Annotated in this window: 15 protein-coding genes; all 15 read left to right on the forward strand. The window is 42.9% G+C overall.

Annotated elements, in window-relative coordinates; all coding sequences use genetic code 11:
• The first annotated feature begins 2 nt into the window (after positions 1–2).
• The 15 genes from LCH52_12950 (at position 3) to LCH52_13020 (ending at position 22728) form a co-directional block, all read left to right on the forward strand.
• Positions 3–938 (forward strand): glycosyltransferase family 2 protein, encoded by a 936-nt coding sequence (locus LCH52_12950; protein MCA0389391.1) that lies wholly within the window; start codon positions 3–5, stop codon positions 936–938.
• An 11-nt stretch (positions 939–949) separates the two neighbouring features.
• Positions 950–2353, forward strand: coding sequence for an undecaprenyl-phosphate glucose phosphotransferase (locus LCH52_12955; GenBank protein MCA0389392.1), 1404 nt, complete (start codon positions 950–952; stop codon positions 2351–2353).
• Between the two features lie 21 nt (positions 2354–2374).
• Positions 2375–3097 (forward strand): polyprenol monophosphomannose synthase, encoded by a 723-nt coding sequence (locus LCH52_12960; protein ID MCA0389393.1) that lies wholly within the window; start codon positions 2375–2377, stop codon positions 3095–3097.
• A gap of 12 nt (positions 3098–3109) precedes the next feature.
• Positions 3110–5095, forward strand: coding sequence for a glycosyltransferase (locus LCH52_12965; GenBank protein MCA0389394.1), 1986 nt, complete (start codon positions 3110–3112; stop codon positions 5093–5095).
• A gap of 1 nt (position 5096) precedes the next feature.
• Entirely contained in the window at positions 5097–6047 is a 951-nt protein-coding gene (locus LCH52_12970) for an acetyl-CoA carboxylase carboxyltransferase subunit alpha (GenBank protein MCA0389395.1), read from the forward strand.
• Between the two features lie 3 nt (positions 6048–6050).
• Positions 6051–6458, forward strand: coding sequence for an acyl-CoA thioesterase (locus LCH52_12975; protein ID MCA0389396.1), 408 nt, complete (start codon positions 6051–6053; stop codon positions 6456–6458).
• A 3-nt stretch (positions 6459–6461) separates the two neighbouring features.
• Positions 6462–7310, forward strand: coding sequence for a carboxylating nicotinate-nucleotide diphosphorylase (nadC, locus tag LCH52_12980; protein ID MCA0389397.1), 849 nt, complete (start codon positions 6462–6464; stop codon positions 7308–7310).
• Positions 7307–8797, forward strand: a complete 1491-nt coding sequence (locus tag LCH52_12985) for a polysaccharide biosynthesis C-terminal domain-containing protein (GenBank protein MCA0389398.1) — start codon at positions 7307–7309, stop codon at positions 8795–8797. Before nadC ends, LCH52_12985 begins: the two co-directional genes overlap by 4 nt.
• Position 8798: 1 nt before the next feature.
• A complete protein-coding gene (dut, locus tag LCH52_12990) occupies positions 8799–9257 on the forward strand; it encodes a dUTP diphosphatase (GenBank protein ID MCA0389399.1) in 459 nt (152 codons plus the stop codon).
• Between the two features lie 2 nt (positions 9258–9259).
• On the forward strand, positions 9260–12748 hold the full coding sequence (gene dnaE / locus LCH52_12995) for a DNA polymerase III subunit alpha (protein MCA0389400.1): 3489 nt from the start codon (positions 9260–9262) through the stop codon (positions 12746–12748).
• 99 nt (positions 12749–12847) lie between these two features.
• Complete coding sequence (locus LCH52_13000; GenBank protein MCA0389401.1) at positions 12848–13672, forward strand: SDR family oxidoreductase; 825 nt, start codon at positions 12848–12850, stop codon at positions 13670–13672.
• 15 nt (positions 13673–13687) lie between these two features.
• A complete protein-coding gene (gene trxA, locus LCH52_13005) occupies positions 13688–14008 on the forward strand; it encodes a thioredoxin (GenBank protein MCA0389402.1) in 321 nt (106 codons plus the stop codon).
• A 361-nt stretch (positions 14009–14369) separates the two neighbouring features.
• A complete protein-coding gene (locus tag LCH52_13010; protein ID MCA0389403.1) occupies positions 14370–16169 on the forward strand; it encodes a T9SS type A sorting domain-containing protein in 1800 nt (599 codons plus the stop codon).
• A 134-nt stretch (positions 16170–16303) separates the two neighbouring features.
• Positions 16304–19132 carry a TonB-dependent receptor gene (locus tag LCH52_13015; protein ID MCA0389404.1) on the forward strand — a complete coding sequence of 943 codons (2829 nt, stop codon included), beginning with the start codon at positions 16304–16306 and terminating at the stop codon, positions 19130–19132.
• A 17-nt stretch (positions 19133–19149) separates the two neighbouring features.
• Positions 19150–22728 carry a hypothetical protein gene (locus tag LCH52_13020; GenBank protein MCA0389405.1) on the forward strand — a complete coding sequence of 1193 codons (3579 nt, stop codon included), beginning with the start codon at positions 19150–19152 and terminating at the stop codon, positions 22726–22728.
• The last annotated feature ends 19 nt before the right edge of the window (positions 22729–22747 follow it).

A 22747-nucleotide genomic window follows, 5' to 3' on the forward strand; every position in this document is an offset into this window, starting at 1 on the left:
GATTGAAAAAAGTATTTGCCGTAATTCTGAATTACAATGGATATGACGATACACTGAATTGTTTGAAAAGTCTTCAAAGAGAGGACTGCAAAGGGTTGTATCCCGTCATCGTTGACAACAATTCACCGGACGGAAGCGGCAAGAGGCTTTTTTCAGAAATTACTAATCTGCCTGTAATCCTGAACGAAGAAAACACAGGCTACGCCGGAGGAATGAATACGGGTGCCAGATATGCTCTCGCCCAGGGTGCCGATTTTGTTCTGTATGTTAACAACGACACTGAATTTGGGGGAAATACAATCTCTGAGATGGTGAAAGTCGCCGAGAGAGATCCTGCAATCGGGATAGTGTCCCCGAAGGTGCTGTATCTGGATGAGAGGGATAAAATATACTGTGCCGGCAGCCGTTACATTTTTTGGCGGTGTGGAAATGTTTCACTCGGGAAAGGTACAAAAGCTTCTGAAAATTGCAATTCAGAAATGGAGATAACTCACGCTGAAGGAGCCTGTCTGCTGATAAAAAGAGAGGTTTTTGAGAAGTCTGGCTTCATGAGTGAGTTCTTTTTCATGTATTTTGAAGACCTTGAATACTCACTGAGGGTAAATAAAAAATTCAAAATTATGTTTACTCCCAACGCAGTGATGTATCATCAGTCGGGGGCAGGCAAATCATTTGAACAGTACTCTAAACTGTACCATTATTATTTTACAAGGAACAGGTTCCTTATTTTCAGAGATCATAATCTCTTCGAAAAACTTTATGTGTTCCTTTATTCCACGGCAATTACGATTCTGAAATCGCTTGCAATAATTAAAGGTGCAGCGGAAAAAGGAAGAACTCTCAAAGCGATATGGAGTGGCTATTTTTCCGGACTCGCATATATGACAAAAATTTGGAAGCTTGACGAAAGCAGACCATTAATAAACAAAAACCTGTAATATTAAGCAAATTGAACAAAAAACAAGAAAAATTTCTATTAATTGCTGCTGACTTTATAACGATTAATCTCGCCTGGGTAATATATTTTTATATCCGGAACGAGTCGGGGATGTTTGCACAATTTACAGAGCCCGGATTTCTAATACCGATGCTGGTGATATTTTTCTACTGGTTTATGCTCTTTGTATTTTTCGGAATGTACAGGACATGGTTTGCACTCTCACGATTCGATGAGATATTTACTCTAGTAAAAACCACTTTTTGGGGGACATTCATCCTCTTTTTTGCGATTTTTATTGACGATTCAGGGACTGGCGAGAATACGGGGAACAGATTCCTGATATTTATATACTGGGGACTTATGGTTTCGCTGACCGTAACCGGACGCCTTCTCCTCAGATCGATTCAAAGGAAACTGTTGATTCAGGGAATCGGCAGGAAGAAGGCTCTCATAGTCGGATTCAATGAGCGGGCAATGGAGATACATGACCAGATTAATTCTCATCCCGCGCTCGGACTCGACATAACAGGTTATGTTGCCATTAAGGAAGAGAATATTGGTAAGGAGTATAACGGGGTTTCGGTTGTAGGAAGGGTGAATGAGATTGAGGATATTATTGACCGCCTCGGGATAAAAGAGGTGATCCTTTCGGTGAGCAGGAACCACGATGACCTGCTAATAGAGATAATTTCCCGTTGCGAGACCAAGGAAGTAAGGCTGAAAATCATTCCTGATCTTTACGAAATTCTTAGCGGTCAGGCAAAAACGATGCAGCTTTACGGATTTCCACTTATTGACATTAATCCGCAGTTAATGTCTGAATGGGAGAGGGGAGCAAAAAGGGTGATAGATGTTGTTGTTTCATTTATCATTTTACTGTTGGCTTCCCCGATAATTCTCGCAGCGGCGGTTGCGATTAAAATTGACAGCAAAGGACCCGTTATCTATAAACAGGAAAGAAGCGGGTTGAATGGAAAAGTTTTCAAGGTTTACAAGTTCCGTTCGATGTATCAGGATGCCGAAAAGAGGACGGGACCTGTCTGGTCACAAAAAGATGATCCCAGAATAACCCGTGTCGGGAGATTTATCAGACGGGTAAGAATTGACGAGTTGCCACAGATATGGAATGTTTTTAAAGGCGAAATGAGCCTGGTTGGTCCCCGTCCTGAGAGACCGTTTTTTGTTGAGCAACTGGCGAAGGAAATACCTTATTATAAAAGGCGACTAAGAGTGAGACCGGGAATTACAGGCTGGGCTCAGGTGAAGCATAAATATGATGAAAATATTGAAGATGTGAAGACCAAACTTCAGTTCGATCTTTTTTACATTGAGAACATGTCGCTAAAAACAGATATCAAAATTTTGTTCCGGACGGTCTTTGTAGTACTGTTTGGAAAAGGACATTACGATTAATCCCGAAATATGGAAAGTGGTATGGATAAAAAAACATTAATAATAGTGCCTACCTACAATGAGATGGATAATATCCAGAAACTCATTCCCGTGCTGTTTGAGCTTGGAATAGAGGGTCTGGATGTTCTTGTGGTCGATGATAATTCACCGGATGGTACGGGTGACTATGTGGAAAAACTGTCACAAAATGATGAACGGATACACATCCTCCGACGACCGGGTAAAATGGGCTTGGGTACCGCTTATTGCGACGGTTTCAAATATGCAATCAATAACGGTTATGATTTCGTTTTTGAAATGGATGCCGATTTCTCACATGATCCAAAGGTTGTTCCAAAGTTTCTGGAAAAAATTGCTGATGCCGATCTCGTGATTGGCAGCAGATATCTCACCGGTGTGAATGTGATAAACTGGCCAATGAAAAGGCTGTTGTTGAGCTATTTTGCCAATTTTTATACAAGAGTCATTACAGGTCTGCCGATAAAGGATGCTACCGGAGGATACAAGTGTTTTCGGGTTGAAGTTCTTAAGTCGATAAACCTTGATAACATAAAATCAAACGGATATGCCTTCCAGATAGAGATGAATTTCAAGGCGTGGAAAAAAGGCTTCCGTCTGGCTGAAATACCGATTATTTTCTTCGACCGTTTTCAGGGAACATCAAAAATGTCGAACAAGATAGTGAAGGAAGCGGTTTTCATGGTCTGGAAACTCAGACTTGGAAGTATTTTTGGCTCGTTGTAGGGCACGGTAGCTGTGATCGATCTGTCGATTATAATTGTTAACTACAATGTAAAGGAGTTCATCCAGAATCTTCTGGAATCGATTAAAAGTGCTTCGAAGAATATAAGCACTGAAGTGATTGTAGTTGACAACGCATCCGATGACGGAAGTATCGAATTAATCAGGCAGAAGTATCCCGAAGTTACTTTGATAGAGAACAGCAGGAATCTCGGGTTCAGTAAAGCCAACAATCTGGGTCTCAAAATTGCAAAAGGAAAATTCCTTCTTCTGTTGAATCCTGATACTTTGGTGAAGGAAGATACCTTCGAAAAGATGATTTCATTTTTCGAATCAACACCTGAAGCCGGCATGGCGGGTTGTAAGCTGCTGAATACAGATGGTACACTCCAGCTTGCCTGCAGACGCGGTTTCCCCGGTCCCTGGGCATCATTCACAAAAGTGACAGGACTCTCGACGCTGTTCCCCCGCAGCCCTCTGTTCGCCCGCTACAATCTGACATATCTCGATGAAAACGAGACCTATGCTGTGGATGCCATCTCGGGTGCATTCATGATGATCAGGAGGGAAGTGTACGAAAAAACCGGTGGTCTTGATGAAACTTTCTTTATGTATGGCGAGGATCTCGATCTCTGTTACAGGGTGAACAAAGCAGGATACAAAGTTTACTATGTCCACACGACCGAAATCATCCATTATAAAGGTGAGAGTACAAAAAGAAGCAATCTAAACGAAGTGAAAGTCTTCTATGAGGCTATGCACATTTTCGTGAAGAAATATTATGCCGGGTCATTTTTTCTACTTCTTTTTCTTCGCACGGCAATACTTGCAAGGGAGATGCTCGCATTTTTAGGGAAGAAAAAACTGGTTTTCGTTTCCGTTCTGATGGATTTGCTGTTTTACAATCTCACGATGTTTCTGGCGGTAAAGATTTACACAACCTACCGGGACTGGGAGTCGGGAATTCCCTCGTATGGAATCCCGGTAATTTATTCGATACCGGTTTTGGTTCACATACTCACTTCGGCGGTGCTCTCGGTTTACAGAAAAGACCGGCTGTCGGTATTGCGGACTCTTGGAGCGGTGATAGCAGGATTCTTCGTTATTACCTCACTCACATTTTTCTTCAAGGATTATGCTTTTTCAAGGGGTGTAGTGCTGATTCTTTACTTTACACTTCCTTTTACACTCGGCGGGTGGAGAATTTTTGCCAAATTGTGGTTTAAAGCAGGGGCTTCCGGTGATGTCTCTCTAAGGAAAAGGGCAGTTGTGGTCGGGACAGGTGAAGAAGCCATAAAACTCGCAAAAAAATTGCAGAAGAAAAAGGGGGAATATTCCCGTATTGCCGGGTTGATCGGGACAAAAAGACTGCAAATCGGGGAGCGAATAGAAGGATTTGAGGTAATCGGAAGTTTGGACAATATAATCAGGGTTATCAGGGAAAAGGGGATTGAAGAGGTGATTTTTACCACCGGGGAGTTGAGTTACAATGCAATAATAGGAATTGTAGCTGCATGCCGGAAGGAAAATGTCGAGTTTCAAATCACAGGTGGTGAGAGTGATTTTATGGTGAGCAAATCTGAAGTTTCAATTCTTAACGAGATACAGCTTTTTGAGGTGAATTACAATATCGGGTTTCCTCTTCATAAAATAATAAAGAAATCCTTTGATATTCTCTTCTCACTTTTTATCTTATTTTTCCTTTTTCCATTTCTTTTTGCAGTAAAAATGATTTCCGGGAGAGAGAGCCGGTTTTACTCGTTCATAAAAGGGATGTGGAGAGTTTTGAAAGGTGAATGCAGTATTGTCGGTCCGAAAGAAGAAACGCCCAAGGGTGAACCCTGGCTCGGGAAAAAGGGATTGACCGGCTTTTGGTTTACGGATATGGATGAAGATGAAGATTCTGCCAAATCGGATATTTTTTACGCTAAAAATCAAAATATCTGGCTTGATTTGGAAATAATAGGCAAGACTTTTAATAAACTAATGAACGAACAGTAACATGGCAAAGACAATTTTAGACTTTGAAAAACCGATAATTGAACTCGAAGAACGACTCGTGGAGATGAAAAAAGCTTCCGACGGTCTCCAGATTGATGGAGAAATAGCAAAGATCGAGGACAAGGTAAAACAACTGAAAGAGAACATCTACCACAGTCTTACCCGTTGGCAAAAGGTTCAACTTGCCAGACATCCCGACAGACCATACACCCTTGACTACATTTACAACATGACAAGTAACTTCATGGAGCTTCATGGTGACCGCACATTCGGTGATGACAAGGCTGTGGTTGGCGGATTCGCCATGATAGGGAATTTTAAAGTCATGATTATCGGGCAGCAGAAGGGTCGAGACACCAAGAGCAATCTTTACCGTAATTTTGGCATGCCCAATCCTGAAGGATACAGAAAAGCCCTTCGTCTGATGAAACTTGCCGAGAAATTTAATTTACCTGTTGTTACACTTCTCGACACTCCGGGGGCGTTCCCCGGTCTCGAAGCTGAGGAGAGAGGTCAGGCGGAAGCGATTGCCCGGAACCTGCTTGAGATGGCAAGATTGAAAGTGCCTATTGTTGTTGTGATTATTGGTGAAGGTGCGAGCGGAGGTGCACTTGGTATGGGAGTTGGTGACAGAATCCTTATGCTGGAGAATGCATGGTATTCCGTAATCAGTCCCGAATCATGTTCGAGCATCCTTTGGAGGAGCTGGGACTACAAGGAACAGGCAGCCGAGGCACTCAAGCTTACCGCACAGGATCTTCTTCCGCTGAAAGTAATTGACCGTATTGTTCCCGAGCCGCTCGGTGGTGCCCACAAGGATCATCAGGAGATGGCGGAAATCCTTAAGGGGATAATCACTGAGGAGCTGGCAAATCTGGTTAAAATAAAGCCTGATAAACTGGTTGAAAACAGAATCGAAAAATTCGCCGGAATTGGCTCTTTTCAGGAATAGCCGATGGTGAAGTTCGTAACAACTGTACGAATAAGGTATGCTGATACCGATCAGATGAAATTTGTCTATAACGGCAAATATCTGGAATTTTTTGAGGTCGGCAGAACAGAGTTGATTCGAGACATGGGAATGTCGTACAAGGAGATGGAAGAGGCGGGTTTTATGCTTCCGCTTTATGATACATATGTAAGGTATCACTCGCCGGCATATTACGATGAGATAATTGAGATTGAATCGGCAATGAGCAGCAAACCATTGGCAAAATTGAAAATTGATTATACAATAAAAGTGGGTGACAGGCTTATTGCCACGGGTTACACCCAGCATGCTTTTGTAAGTGTGGCGACCGGGAAACCTGTAAGGTCACCGGAATTGTTTAATAAACTGATCGACAAATATTTTAAGGACTGATATCTGAAACAGATTGACAGGATAATTGAGTCAGCTCTCGAAGAAGATATAAAGAGCGGCGACATTACCACAGAAGCAATTATCAAAGAAAACCGTCCCGCAACTGGAATTTTCCGGGCGAAGGAAGATGGAGTGCTTGCCGGAGTGGCTGTTGCCCGTCAGGTTTTCGAGCTTGTAGATGAAACTGTTGAATTTAATGTCTTTTTTGATGATGGATCCGTAATTAAAAAAGGTGACATACTTATTGAAGTTGAGGGAAATGCAGCTTCGATACTTGTGGCAGAGAGAACATCCCTGAACTTCCTTCAGAGAATGTCAGGAATTGCATCTCTGTCAGCGCAATATGCGAGAGCTGTAGAAGGAACCACAGTCAGGATTCTCGATACAAGAAAAACAGCTCCCGGATTGCGACTTACGGACAAGCTTGCTGTGAAGACAGGTGGATGCCTCAATCACCGGACCGGGCTTTATGACATGTACCTAATAAAAGACAATCATATTGAGGCTGCCGGATCGATTTCTGACGCGGTAAAAGCAGTAAAAGAGCATCAGACAGAAAATGAGACTTCATACAAGATCGAGGTTGAAGTAAAGAATCTTGAAGAGCTGAAAGAGGCTCTCGAGAGCAGTGTGGATGTTATTATGCTCGACAATTTCAATGTGGAAGAGATCAGAAAAGCGGTGGAAATAACCAACAATACCTGTCTGCTCGAAGCATCGGGAGGGATAACCCTTGAAAATGTAAGGGAAATTGCAGAGACCGGCGTTGACTACATTTCAATAGGGGCACTCACTCACAGCGTCAAGGCACTTGATATTTCGCTTGATCTGAAGCTCAAACCCAAAGAATGATTGATAAATTAAAGCAACTTTCAAAGGAAACGGTTATCTATGGAATCTCAACCGTAGTTGGCCGCTTCCTTAATTTTGTTTTAGTCCCTTTCTACAGTAATATTTTTAATCCCGATGACATGGGAGTGGTGGCTAACCTCTATTCCTATATGGCGATATTTAATATCGTGTTTATTTATGGAATGGACTCTGCTTATTTAAAGATGGGTTCGATGAAAGAAAACAGGGGGTCTTCAAAAGTTTTCACAACTTCCTATCTGACAATTCTAACTTCGACAGCAATTTTTTCAGTTATTCTTTTCCTTTTGAAGCCACATTTGGGGATTTCGATCAGTATCGATTCTGCCGTATCGGGGAAATATGAACACCTGATCTCTTATGCAATAAACATACTCGCACTTGATGCACTGACTGTACTCCCTTTTATTTATCTCCGTCTGGAAAACAAAGCTCTTTTATTCTCCAAAATACGGGTGATAAATATCCTGATAAATATCGGGTTGAATTTTATTCTGATTCTTGGTTTCAAGATGGGGGTGGAAGCGGTGCTCATTTCAAATCTCGTGGCTTCAATCTATTCTTTTATGGCTCTGATTCCTTATGTTCATGGAAATCTCTCGACAGAATACGATTTTTCGCTTCTGAAACGGATATTAAAATTCGGACTTCCTTTTCTTCCTGCAGGATTTGCAGCCATGATGATGCAGGTGATTGATAAGCCAATTGTGGAGAGGCTTACCGATCTTAAGACTCTCGGTATTTACAATGCGAACTATAAACTCGGCATTTTCATGATGCTTTTTGTGAGCATGTTTCAGTTTGCATGGCAGCCTTTTTTCCTGAAACACGCTTCTGATGACAATGCGAAGCAACTATTTTCGAAGGTTTTTACATACTTTACCATTGCAGGAAGTGTAATTGTGGTGATTCTCTCCCTGTTTATTGAGAATATCACAGAGCTGGGGTATGGCAGGGTTCATTTTTTGGGAGAGGCATTCTGGTCGGGCAGAAATATCATTCCTGTAATACTTCTGGGATATCTCTTCTACGGATTTTATGTTAATTTCAATGCTTCATTTTATATTAAAGAGAAGAGTATACCGATTCCCGTACTGCTGGGAGCAGGGGCAATAGTTAACATTGCTCTAAATTTCCTTCTTATCCCTGTTTTTGGTATGATGGGGGCTGCGCTTGCCACACTCGGTTGTTATGTTGTTATTGCAATTGCGTTCTTTTATTATGGCAGAAAGCTGTTTGAGATAGACTACGAATTCAGAAAAATATTTACAATCCTGATTCTGATCACGGGAGTGTTTGTAGTCTATTATTTGTTTATTTCGGGGCAGTCTGTTTCAGTATTTATAAAACTTGGTTTGAGTCTGGGATACCTTGCTCTGCTCGTTGTGACGGGAGTGATGAGCACGAGAGAATTAAAAATAATCGGCGACATTGTTAAAGGTCTGCCAAAGAAATTTAAGAGGAATTAGAATGAACGAAAATTTAGTTTTGAAATTCAAGAGAATTGACGATTCAATGTCGGATATCCCCCTTCCGGAGTATCAGACCGGGGGTGCTGCAGGAATGGATATCAGAGCGGGAATTGAAGAGAGGGTAGTGATTCCAAAAGGTGGATTCGCCGCAATTCCCACCAATCTGCAGGTGGAGATTCCTGCCGGTTATGAGATTCAGGTAAGACCCAGAAGCGGTCTCGCTTTTAAAAACGGTATCGGGGTATTAAATGCTCCGGGTACCATTGATGAAGACTATCGCGGTGAAATAAAGGTTATCCTCTTCAATTTCGGGCAGGAAGACTTCGAAATAAAGCGGGGTGACAGGATTGCCCAGCTAATCCTTGGGAAGGTGCATCGTGCAAAAATCGAAGAAACAAAGATTATCAGTGAAACAGAAAGAGGCTCCGGCGGGTTTGGTTCCACCGGGAAGGGATAGGAATGGGTAAATTTGTACACTTACACAATCACACACACTACAGTTTGCAGGATGCTGCGTGTACGGTAAAGAGCCTGGTTAAGGCTGCTGCCGGATTCGAGATGCATGCCGTAGCTCTTACCGATCATGGTGTCATGTATGGCATCCCGGAGTTTTATAAAGCTGCCAAGGGAGCGGGGATGAAACCGATCCTCGGGATGGAAGCTTACATCACAATTGAGAACAAGAGCAGATTTGACAAAACTGTTGAACTGGATCCCGTCACCGGAAACAGGAAGAAAGCATACCACCACCTTATACTTTTGGCAAAGAACAACCAGGGATTTAAGAATCTGATTAAACTTTCCTCGAGAGGTTTTTTGGAAGGTTACTATTACAAGCCAAGAATTGACCTGGAACTCCTAAAGGAGTATTCCGAAGGATTGATCTGTACTTCCGCGTGTCTCGGGGGGGTGGTCTCCTTCTACCTCAGACGAAGGGATTACTCAAAAGCAAAGGAAGTGTCGAAACAGTATCAGGAGATTTTTGGTGATGACTTTTATCTGGAGATTCAGGATCACAAGATTGCCGATGACAGGCTGATCCTTGACGGAATGCCAAAACTTGGAAAAGAACTGGGCATCAAACTCGTTGCAACGAACGATTGTCACTACATAAAACGCGAAGATGCCATCGCCCACAACATCCTCCTGAAGCTCTCTGAAAAAGGGGGTGAGACTGATTATAAAAGTTTAAGATACGGCACAGATCAGATATATTTCAAGTCGCAGGAAGAGATGACTTCCCTTTTTAAGGACTATCCCGAGTCGATAGCCAGCACTCTTGAAATTGCCGACAAGTGTGATGTCAATCTTGACAAGAAGGAATATTTCTTCCCGAAATTCCCCATCCCCGCGGAATCACCCGACCAGACACTTGACGGTTATTTTGAATTTTTATCGCGGGAGAAGTTTGATGAAGTGTTCCCCGGTGAGAAAAGTGATGATTTGAGGGAAAGATTTGAGTATGAGCTCAAAACAATCAAGGAGATGGGATTTGCGGGGTATTTTCTCATCGTGCAGGACTTCATCGATGCGGCAAAAAAGATGGGTGTTGCTGTAGGGCCCGGAAGAGGATCTGCTGCCGGCTCGCTGATTGCCTTTGTGCTCAGAATTACCAAGATAAATCCGCTTGACTACGATCTCCTTTTTGAGAGGTTTTTGAATCCTGCAAGAAAGTCGATGCCTGATATTGATGTCGATTTTTCAGATGAAAAGAGGGGCAAGGTGATCGATTATGTCAAGCAGAAGTACGGGTCAGAGTCGGTTTCTCAAATTATAACTTTTTCCACACTCGCATCGAAAGCTGCGATAAAGGATGTGGGACGGGTGCTAAATGTCCCTCTGCATATAGTAAATTATATCACAAAATTCATACCTTCCATCTTCGGCAAGGTTTACAGTATCGAAAAGGCACTCGCAGAAGTTCCCGAACTAAAAGATTATTCCAAGACCACCGATCCCACGATGATCGAGCTCTTCAAGTATGCGAAAACACTGGAGGGGATGAACCGGAATGCATCAAAGCATGCCGCGGGTGTGGTAATTGCTCCCGGTGATGTAAGTGATTATGTACCTCTCGCTGTGGTTGACACCTCGAGCATGGAGGCAGTGTCTCAGTATAATATGAAGGAACTTGAAGCGGCGGGTCTCCTAAAGATGGACTTCCTCGGGCTTCGTACCCTTTCAATTATTGAGGATACTTTGGCAATGGTAAAGGAGACCAGACCCAGGGGGGAGTGGGTCGAGGATATTGACTCGATTCCATTGGACGATCAGCTTACCTACGATGTGTTTGCAGACGGAAGGACAACAGGCATCTTTCAGTTTGAATCGGTGCCAATGAGAAAGCACCTCAAGAGACTGAAGCCACAATCAATAAAAGACCTTGCAGCGATGAATGCGTTGTACAGGCCCGGTCCGATGGAAAACATCGATGACTTTATCGACAGGAAATATGGAAGACAGAGGGTAACCTATCTGCATCCAAAACTTGAGCCGATTTTACAAGAGACCTATGGTATCATCGTATATCAGGAGCAGGTAATAAGAATTGCGAATCAACTTGCAGGCATGTCGCTTGCAGAAGCGGATATCCTTCGTCGTGCAATGGGTAAGAAGGATGTGGAGGCTATGCAGAAGCAGCGGAAGATATTTGTTGAGGCTGCAGAAGCGCATGGTGTTGAGGCGAAAACAGCGGGTGAGGTTTTCGATTTGATAGACAAATTTGCAAACTACGGATTCAACAAAAGCCATGCTGTTGCATACTCTTATCTGGCATATCAGACGGCATTTCTCAAGGCTCATTTTACAGAGGAGTTCCTCGCAGCGAACATGACGCATGAGTTTGGAAAGCAGGAAAAAGTTACCCTGTTTCTTGAGGACTGCCGTAAACTGGGTATCGAAGTCCTGTCTCCCGATGTAAACAAACCCGCCAAATTTTTCACGGTGGAGAGAAAGAAGATAAGATTCGGGCTCTCCGCGATAAAAAATGTAGGTGAAACAGCAGTTGACAGTATAATCGCTGCAAGAAAAAAACTGGGAAGAGATTTCAAGAGTGTTTATGAATTTGCGTCGCTCGTCGATCTTAGACTTGTAAACAAGAGGGCGATGGAGGGTCTGGTTATGGCAGGTGCATTCGATTCGATCAATACCAACAGGCGGGCGATTTTTGAGTCGATCCCTGAGATAATTACATTCGGGCAGAATGTTCGTGAACTGAACGATGACAGTACAGCAAGCCTGTTTGGTGAGGATGTTCTTCAGGAGACCATCGTGGAGCCGTCTCTGGCGCAGGTTGAGGACTGGAGCCCGGATGACAGATTCATGAGTGAACTGGAAGTTACGGGATTCTACATTTCGAACCATCCCATGTCGGCTTATGAACTTGAGGAACGGGCTTTTTCGTTCACATCGAATGTCGATAATTTTGAGACTATCAATGGAAAACCTGTGGGTCTCTGTGGCGTAGTCAACAATCTTGAAACAAAAATCAGTGCAAAAGGACAGACCTTTGCCAACTTCACCGTGAACGGGTTAAGCGGCATGTTTGAGTGTACCATGTGGGCAAAGGCATATGAGAGGCACATCAGTCTGATAACCAACGGGGCGGTTCTTTATTTCAACGGGACTGCAGAGCTTAATGGTGATTCAGTAAAAATACTGGTTGAAAATGCCATGCCAATTGAGAATTGCATCGAAAAGTTTACGAGACGGTTAAAAATTACGATCGACCCCGCCCGTCTCCCGCTTGATGCACTTGGGAAAATTTATGACATATCAGTAGCGAGCCCCGGAAATGTGGAGATATTTTTTGAATATCTGGAGAGGGAAAACGGTAAGGTAAGGCCAAGGATATTCAGGGCGTCATTTCAAAAGATAAGTGTAAACAGGAATATCATCAACAAGTTGGGTGAAATAGTCGGTGAAGAAAACCTTATGGTGGACAGGTAAAATTCAAAATGAAAATAAATTAATCCCTTTATGTTGTAAAACAAATTTTGTATTATTGCAACTCTATTTTCTATTTAATCTACAAAGAAGGTTACATCTATGAGTAATGGATCCACCGGCAAGTATTATGCGCTGATCTTAGGAGCCTCGTCAGGTTTTGGCGGAGCAACAGCCATAAGGCTTGCAGCAGACGGATACAACATCATTGGAGTGCATTTAGACAGGGCGGTCAATATGCCTCTCGTGAACGGGATCATTGATAAAATAAAGAGCTATGGTGTTGAAGCCAAATTCTTCAACATGAACGCAGCAGATGAGAAGAAAAGACAGGAAATTATTGAAAGTCTTCTCTCTGAAGAGACCCACCCAAAAATAAAAGTTGTGATGCATTCGCTGGCATTCGGGACACTGTTGCCATTTGTTCCGACAGACGGCGGGAAGTATATTACAAAAGCACAAATGGAAATGACACTCGATGTCATGGCACATTCCCTTGTTTACTGGGTCCAGGATCTGTTTCAGGCAGGTTTATTATCGGAAGGAGGAAGAATCTTTGGAATGACCAGCTCCGGCGGTCATGCAATAATTCCTTCATACGGAGCTGTATCTGCAGCAAAAGCATCTTTGGAATCGCATATCCGGCAACTCGCAAGTGAACTCGGACAATTTGGTATCACTGCCAATTCAATTATGGCAGGTGTCACTGACACCCCGGCGCTCAGGAAGATTCCGGGAAGTGTACCTATGCTTGAAGTGGCGAGAAGGAAAAATCCCGGTGGCAGACTGACAACCCCTGAAGATGTGGCTGACATTATTTCTTTGCTTTGTAAACATGAAGCCCGCTGGGTTAGTGGTGGTGTTATAAATGTTGACGGTGGTGAAGACATAGTGAGTTATGTAGGTCAGAATAGCGAAACCATTTAAACAGAAAGGACTTTTATGAAACCGGTAACAATAACCGACCAGAATTTTAATGACGAAGTAACCAAATCAAACATACCTGTTCTTATCGATTTTTGGGCTGTTTGGTGCGGACCTTGCCGTGCAATCGCGCCTGTTGTGGAACAACTCGCAGCTGAGTATGACGGAAAGATCAAGATAGGCAAGCTGGATGTAGATGAGAACCCTGAAACTGCTGTAAAGTTTGGGGTAAGAAGCATTCCAACACTTTTACTTTTTAAGAACGGACAGGTGGTTGACACAATAATAGGGGCTGTTCAGAAACAGGTAATAGTACAAAAAATAACCCCGTACATCTAATTACCTTTCAAAAATTTAAAGATTTTTGTAATTCGCACTTTACTAAAAGAAAATCCTGAATTAAATTTTTGTTATTTTTTTCAAAAAAGTGTTGTTTGAAAAAAAATATTTGAATAATTTCCCTGTCCTCAATATTACTTTTTTGATAATATGAGGATAAAGCACAAGATTGAATACACAAGTGATTGAAAAATTGTCATAAATGGCGGGAAAACCAGATAAATGGTGTGTGTAAACGCAACATCTGTTGAATTCTCTTGGCATTGTGATAAAAAGTGAGTAATATAAAGTTAATATTTTATGTTTTTCGCTTAGTTTTCTAAATAACAATCCAAAACCAATCAATAAATAGGAGTATCCTATGCTTAAAAGAACACTCTTTTTGCTTGCAAGCGTTACCTTGGTAATGTCACTTCAAGCCCAGAACAAGAGCGAATATAGCAAACACGCTCCGGTAAAAGTTGAACCCGCTGTTGAAACAACAGCATCAGTTCCCCTTACCGGTGGTGTGCCAACATGGGGTCCATCAGCACTTAACTGGGTAGCTGTTGACACCATGGGTAACACTTTCGGACCTGCAATCGGTGCATTGAATCCAATGGCATTCGATCCTTGGTCAGGTGCAATAATGCTGGTACACAGAGGAAGAGCAACCTACGGCACAACAAGCCAGTTGTTCTACAACTACTCGACAGACGGTTCTACATGGACCAGAGTAACCCCTGCAATCAACTCCAGCGTTACACAGGCTGCAAGATATCCATCAATGACCTTCAACAACCCAACAAAGGGAAGTGCATTGACAGACTGTCTCGTTGCTTTCTCATGGCCACAGCTCAATCCATCAGCTTTTGGTGATGTAGGTGCGGGTGCAGATGAATCAGTAGGTGCAGGAAGCACAGTAGCCATCCTCGAAGTAGGTGTGGGCCGTACTTTCTCATCACAGGTTCCAACTTTCGCAAGTGATAATGCTTCATTGATACTTTGGGCATCGGACAATCAGGTAGATGCAGCTTTAAAACTGTGGAAAACCGCTGATTTCCAGGCTGTTGATACATTGACACCTCCATCATGGGAGAGTGCTGCATTTGAAGAAGGCGGATCTGTAACATTAGGTGGAGCATCAAACAATGGTGTTCTTTACTATGGTGTTTTAGGTACACTTCCTCTTCAGACCCCAATCACATCCGGTTGGACACCTGCTTACTCAAAATCGACTGACAATGGTGCTACCTGGTCAACATTTAAAGTTGCTGATTTCAGAAGCATCCCTGCTCTTGCCAGATATGACAGAGTATATGACTACAAAAAAGGCGATGCATTTGTTTCCTACCAGGGTGACATGAATGTTGATAAAAACGGTTTCGTTCATTTCCTGATTCAGGTAACCGATACTACTGTTGACAACAACAGCGGTTTGAACTCACTTGTTGAAATCTATGAAACAGCTAATGGCTGGGACGGAAAAGTTGTGTTTGAAGGAATTGGCGACAGCTCCTATACAAAACTTACAGGTCCTGGACTTGGTCAGACCGGTCCTGACAGCTACCTCGCTTTCGATAAAGACAGAAATATCATGGTTGCTACATGGAATGCTCCACGCACCATTACTGACAGTCTTGTTGACATTTGGGCTTCCTACAGATTTGTAGATGGTGGCGCATGGTCAACTCCTGTTAATCTTACAGACAGCCCTGGAATGAATGAAAATTCACACCACATGGCTCCTTATGTAAAGAGCAATGGCAACGGTTCATACACTGCCTATGTATTCTATCACTACCCTGCAGGTTACACAGGATACTATCCTGACGCAACCTACGATACACAGCCATCAGTTATTTATGCTGCCGGATATACATTCACAGCAACAGGTGTTGAAAATGAATCGAACCCGACAGGATTTGTTCTTTCACAGAACTATCCTAACCCGTTCAATCCTTCAACATCAATCAAATACACCGTTGGTGAAAGAGCAAATGTTACCCTTAAGGTATTCGATATGCTCGGTAGAGAAGTTGCATCATTAGTAAATGAAGTAAAAGAACAAGGTTCATACTCTGTGAATTTTGACGCTGCAAAACTTGCTTCAGGTACATATGTATACAAACTTACTGCCGGAAACTTTGTAGAAACCAAGAAAATGGTTCTCCTCAAGTAATTACCGGAAGTTCACTTAGGTAATGAAGAATTAGGCGAGCCCTGCTGAAAAGTGGGGTTCGCCATTTATAACTAATAAATAAGCTGCACAATTTTTTGCAAATCACATCATCCAACATCTTTGGAGGATCAGGGATGAAGATTTTGAAAGAACTCTTTTTAGGACTTCTGTTAGTTTCGCTCTTCTCGGTAACCGGCTTGGCGCAATCCGGTGTCGGAAAACTTACCGGGAAGGTAGTTGATTCCAAATCAAAAGAAGCTATCATCGGAGCAAATGTTAAAATTTTAGGTACCAGACTTGGTGCCGCATCAGACATTAACGGTATGTATTTCGTGTTGAATATCAACCCGGGAACATACAGTGTCGAAGTTTCATATGTTGGTTACGGAACAAAAACATTCCAAGGAATAAGAATTGTTGCCGGTATCACAGAGGAACTTAATGTTGAACTTTCTTCAGGTGTCACACTTGACGAAGTGGTAATTGTTGACAAGAAATTCTTTGAAGAGAAGTCAACTAACACCACAAAAGTCTATGATGCTGAAGAAATTCAGAAATTGCCTGTGAAAGGTGTTGAGAACATAGCCGGTTTGAACGCCGGTGTTGTAATGACTGAAGGCTCCGGCGGAGCTTCCGGTAATGCAACCCTAAATGTCAGAGGTGGTAGAGGCGGAGAAGTTCTCTATATCGTTGACGGTGTACCTCAGAACGACCTTTATTCAGGAGTAAACTATTCACAGGTAAGTAACGCCGCTATCGAGCAGATCTCCTTCCAGATTGGTGGATATGAAGCCAAGTATGGACAGGCTCAGTCAGGTATCGTGAATGTTACTACAAAATCAGGTAATCCGTTCTACACATTCTTTGGTGATGTTCTAACATCCTCATTTACAGATAAATACGGATATAACCTTTATACAGCCACCCTCGGTGGTCCATACATTCCCGGAAACGGCGACCACACCTTCTTCCTCTCTGCAGAAAGAGGCTGGTTCCTCGATCAGGATCCGAGCGCGATCGCGCTTGAAGTCCCTTCAGTTGGTCTAAATTCGGCAACCCGTCCAAATTCGAGTGCCAGTGTATGGAGATTTACAGGAAGAACCACTCACAGGTTGAGTGAATCCTGGACAGTCCGTATTGGAGCGAACATTAACTTCAGAGAATTTAATGCCTACACACACTCTTATATTAAGAGTAATGCTGAGCACAATCCGCTGGTAAAAAGAGAGAACTACTCACTTTCTGCCCGTATTTCTCAGAATGTAAGCAAGAATGCTTTCTGGAACCTTAATGTTGGTTACAAGCTGTATAAGAACGAACAAGGTGATGGCATATGGTTCAACAACCTTGAAGCTTACGGTGACAGTATCGCCAACGCTGCAAGAGGAGTTACACTTCCATTTAACGGTGGCAGAGTTAACTTCGACGAGTATGGTATCTTCTCAAAGTTCGGCAGAGTCAACAATGGTTACTTCCTGAACAATAACTCGGCATTAACCGCTGATTTCGACTTCACCGCACAGATGGGCAAACACCTTCTCGAAGCAGGTGGTGGTTTTAACTATACAACCATCAGACTTTATTCAATTGGACCGGTTGGTCTGGCTTCCGACAATCTTAAAGGTCTTCCCGATCAGGAAAGATACAGAAGACTTCAACCAACAGCAATTGGATATGATTTCACCGGAAAAACCCTTACATCAAAGGGCGACGCCAACGAGCCAAAGCTTCCGCTGCTTGCTTATGCATACCTGCAGGACAGATTTGAGCTTTCTGACATGGTTCTTAATGTTGGTATCAGATTCGATTATTTCGATACAAAAGCCGACATCTTAAGAGACCCGCTTTATCCTTACATTTTTGGAGACCCGAATAATTTCGATGCTGCTGACTTTGTGTCAAAAGAAGCAGAGATTTATTTCTCACCAAGAATTGGATTGGGCTTCCCTGTTAGTGCCAATACAGTATTCCATGCACAATATGGTAAATTCATTCAGCAGCCTTCACTTGATCAGATTTACACAACTTATCAGGACCTCGGTTCCCTTGTTACTGATAACAATCTTGGTGTAAACAATGGTCATGTAAAGAGCGAAATTACCACTCAGTATGAAATTGGTTTCCGTCATGTTGTAAGTGATCTTGCTGCAGTTAATCTTACTGCTTTCTACAAGAACACTGAAGGACTTGTAAACTCAGCAACCGTATTCTTCAGAAGATCTGAAGGTGGCGAGCTGTTGAGATACATCACCCCGACCAACACAGATTTTGGAACCATTAAAGGTCTTGCTCTTTCACTTGATGTTTCAAGAATCAGCTACTTCTCATTCTCGTTGAACTATACCTACTCTATTGCAGAAGGTACAGGATCATCCACAGGATCATCATTCACTGCTGCTTTCAGAAACAATAATGGTGAAATTCCAAAAGTCATTGCCCCTCTCGATTTCGATCAGAGACACACCGGTGTTGTTAACATCGATTTCTTTGTTCCACAGGGTCAGCTCGGCTTCCTCGAGAATCTTGCAGCAAATCTTTTGCTCAGATTCAACAGCGGAAGACCGTATACCCCGCTTGAGTCACAGAACCTTCTTGCCGGTGCAACAAACTATGGCGATACCAAAGGTTATGTAAACTCGGCTTACGGTCCCGGCAATTTTAGAGTGGACTTCAAAATTGAAAAAGCTTTCAAAATAAGCAATTTCATTTTGACTCCGTATCTCTGGATTGAAAACCTGTTGGATTCAGACAACCCTGTTTCAGTTTATCAATCTTCAGGCGATCCTTATACTACCGGTTGGATCAATACCCTCGAAGGTCAAAGAACTGCAGCATCGACTCCAAATCCGGCGATCTACAAATCAGATTACCGTGCATTTGAAAGAAATCCTGGCAACTTCGGTATTCCAAGACTCATAAAGCTTGGTTTCAAAGTTAACTTTACAAGTCAATCCGGTAAATAATATTGGGAACTTGGAATATGAACAAAAAAATATATATAAAAGAATTCATCCTCCTCTTTATCCTTGCGGCAGGTTTAGTGTCGTTTGGGTTCAGAGGTAATGACAACGGAGGCAAAGGCGGCGGCAAAGGGAACAACAATTCTCCTGCTCTGAAAGCCGGTGACTCCTACAGAATGTTTATCAATAACCTTAACATTCCGATGAACAGATCGGGTGTTATGGGTGATGTGTCTATTTTCGATCCCGAGACCGGAGGCAACACTTCCGGTGGTCGTTTCGCGGGAACTGTATTCCTGTTTTCAGGAGGTTTCTTCCTTAGCGGCAAGACCAATGGAGTGCTCTGGACAAACGCTGTTGCATCAGCTTCCCGTATTCAGGATTATGTACCTGGTACAGTGGCAGGTGGCAGAAACGATTCAAAAGCTCAGATATATGTACTCAGAGCTGCAGAAGGCGATTTTGCACCGGCATGGGATGAATGGAGAGATGCTGTAAAACTCGGCGCGTATTTTTACGATGGCGACGGTGACGGTGTTTACGATCCGATAGACAAAAACGGTAACGGTAAATGGGATAACACAGAAGACAGACCTGACCTTATTGGTGATGAAACTGCCTGGTGTGTTTATAACGATGCTACAGATCCTGCTTTGAGAAGATTCAATGATGTTTCTCCTCAGGGTATCGAGATCCGTCAGACAGTATTTGCTTTCAATACCAAAAGCTTTGTTGGTAACATGATGTTCCTCAGGTATTCACTTTTGAATACCGGTACGGTTGTAGATGTTATGGACTCAGTATATTTCGGTGTTTGGGCAGATCCTGATCTTGGTGATGCCTATGATGATCTCGTTGGTTCTGATACCATTATCAACGCCGGTTATGTTTATAACGATGGAGATGATGCGGAATACGGTTCCAACCCGCCGACATTCCTTATCGACTTTTTCCAGGGACCAAAATCCTACATTCCAGGTGTTACATTTACAGATGTAAACAACAACGGGAAATGGGATGACGGAATTGATATTCCACTTGATACAGCCCACTATGTTGGTGGTCAGGTAAGAGGAATAACATCATTTCCTGGTTCAAAGAACCTGGGACTTTCGTCCTTTATTCACTACATCCAGAGTCACCCGACACATGGTGATCCTAACACCCGTCAGGAAGCAAGAAACTACATGGAAGGAAAAAACCGTGTTGGAGATGCTCTCAATCCTTGTACCTGGGCGTTTGGTGAAGTCCGTGGTGGTGTAGACTGTGCAACAGTTGATCCGAGATTCTCATACTCAGGTAACCCTGTTACCAATGTTGGTTGGATCAACAACACTGGTGCAGATCAGCGCCAGATGTCTAACACAGGACCTTTCAAACTTGAAAAAGGTGTTCCTGTTGATATCGTTGTAGCTTATGTTCTCGGAAGAGGATCAGATGCCAAGAATTCTGTTACTGTTGCAAAACAGTACTCGGAAATTGCTCAGCTTCTTTTTGATTCAAACTTCCCTTCACCACCACCACCACCACCGGTTAAACCTACGCTTGTTACCGGAACTTCAACAAGTGGTGCAGGCTTCATAGATATTAACTTTGATACTTACGATCAGCTTAAGTATCGTGCTGTTGATACAGTATTGAACATCGACAGAAGAGTTAAAGGATTCTATGTAACAGCTTACAGAACGAACTCCAAAGAGTCTGTTATCGAAGGTGTGGAAAATGCTAAAATAGTAGCAAATTATGCACTCAACGATTCGATAAAAGGCATCTATACACTGTTTGCAAACGGTAATCAGGAAGTAAAGTTCGCTGATCTTCTACCGGAGTTCAAAATCGATTCTGCACTCTACGCCGATCCTTCAACCGGGAGACTGCGTATCAAGATTACTTCAAATCCTTTTAACGGAGATCCGCTTGTCAAAGGACAGACATACTACTTTACAGTTACAGCTTATGCGATCAACCATGCTGCAGTATTCCTGAAGGCACCTTACGATCAGAATAAATCTATCGTTTACGGTCCTGCAGGCGATTACATCGCCCGCTCAGGTGCAATAGAAGAGTATGAGACATCGATATTCCCTGTAGCATTCGGTGAAAACATGTATGTCCCTGCATCCGAGGGATCAACTGCTCAGATGTCGCAAGGACCTTCCAATGGTAAGGTACAGTATGTGGTTGTTGATAATAAAAAATTAACAGGCGATACTTACAATGTTGAATTTTTCAAAAATCAGACAGTTAAAACTCCTTATTCTGTATTCTACAGGTTAAGGAACAAAACAACTAATGTTGTTCTTGCTGATTCAATGACAAAATTTGACACTACACTTGCAATAGTAGCTGGTAAAGTGACGGACGGATTTATCGTGAAGGTTTCTCCGACAACCGCCGCTTTGGGAACACCGACCTATTCCGGAACCAGATGGTACAGACCATTTTCAGCAATAGGTGCACTGACCGGAGTATTTTACACCGGTGGCGATATACCAACTTCTGCGAAAATATCGTTGCCAAAGAATGGCGACAGAGCCTATTCCACTTATATCTCAGCTGACAAGATGAGAAGAGTTGAATTGCGTTTTGCTCCAAATTCTGGTAAAGCCTACAGATATCTGCAAGGCTTCACGGGCTCGTCATTTGCTAGGAACGGTAACTATACCTACGCAGGAGCCATAGCTACTTCCGCGGATACCGTCGGTAAAGGACCTGTTGGTAAGCTTGGTGAAGGATTTGTTGATGTTCCATTCACAGCATGGGCAGTTGACTCTAAATATGGTGAACAAAAGCAATTGGCAGTTGGCTTCGTTGAAATGTCAACTGTTATCAGAGGTGACGGTACGGCATTTCTGAAAGGAAATCCAAATGGCGAATGGGATCCGGGCGATTCGTTAAGATATTCCGGTGAAATAATCGTTATTTTCGATATGCCATATGATGCTACAGGTTCACAGATGGAGCTTACAGGTGGTGATTTTGGAACAGGTACAAAAGTTTGGGCGGATCTTGTGAAGGGCTATACAGTGCCTGCAGCAGCAGATCCAACCAAATATGATGCCAATTTCAAAGCGATTGCCAGCTCACCATGGCTTGCCGGTATGTATGTGGTAGGTTTGGAGAAACAAGACCCGGCTGTGTTCTATGCAGCAGGTGATACTCTGAAAATTCCGCTTTCGACATATCCGTACGTGAATGATATCTTTACATTTGCGACACAAAAGGGTGGTGATCTTACAACAGATCAAAAGAAAGCCCTTTTTGACAAAGTGAATGTATATCCGAATCCATTGTTCGCATACAATCCACAGTCAAGTTACAGTGGTAACTCGCCTGACAATCCGTATGTCACATTTACAAATATGCCAACGGATGTAACGATTAAAATATTCTCGTTGTCGGGTATGTTGGTTCGTACACTCACAACAAATGACAAATCGTCACCAACCTCGCCATTCCTTCGTTGGGATTTGGAGAACGGTGATGGCCTCAGAGTTGCGTCGGGTATGTACCTCGCCATAGTAAAATCACCTGAATACGGTGAAAAAATACTTAAATTTGCAATAATTATGCCGCAAAAGCAGATACAAAGGTTCTAACACAAAGTGGGCGGCGGTG

This window comes from Bacteroidota bacterium (assembly GCA_020161395.1).
Classification (GTDB): domain Bacteria; phylum Bacteroidota; class Ignavibacteria; order Ignavibacteriales; family Ignavibacteriaceae; genus UTCHB3.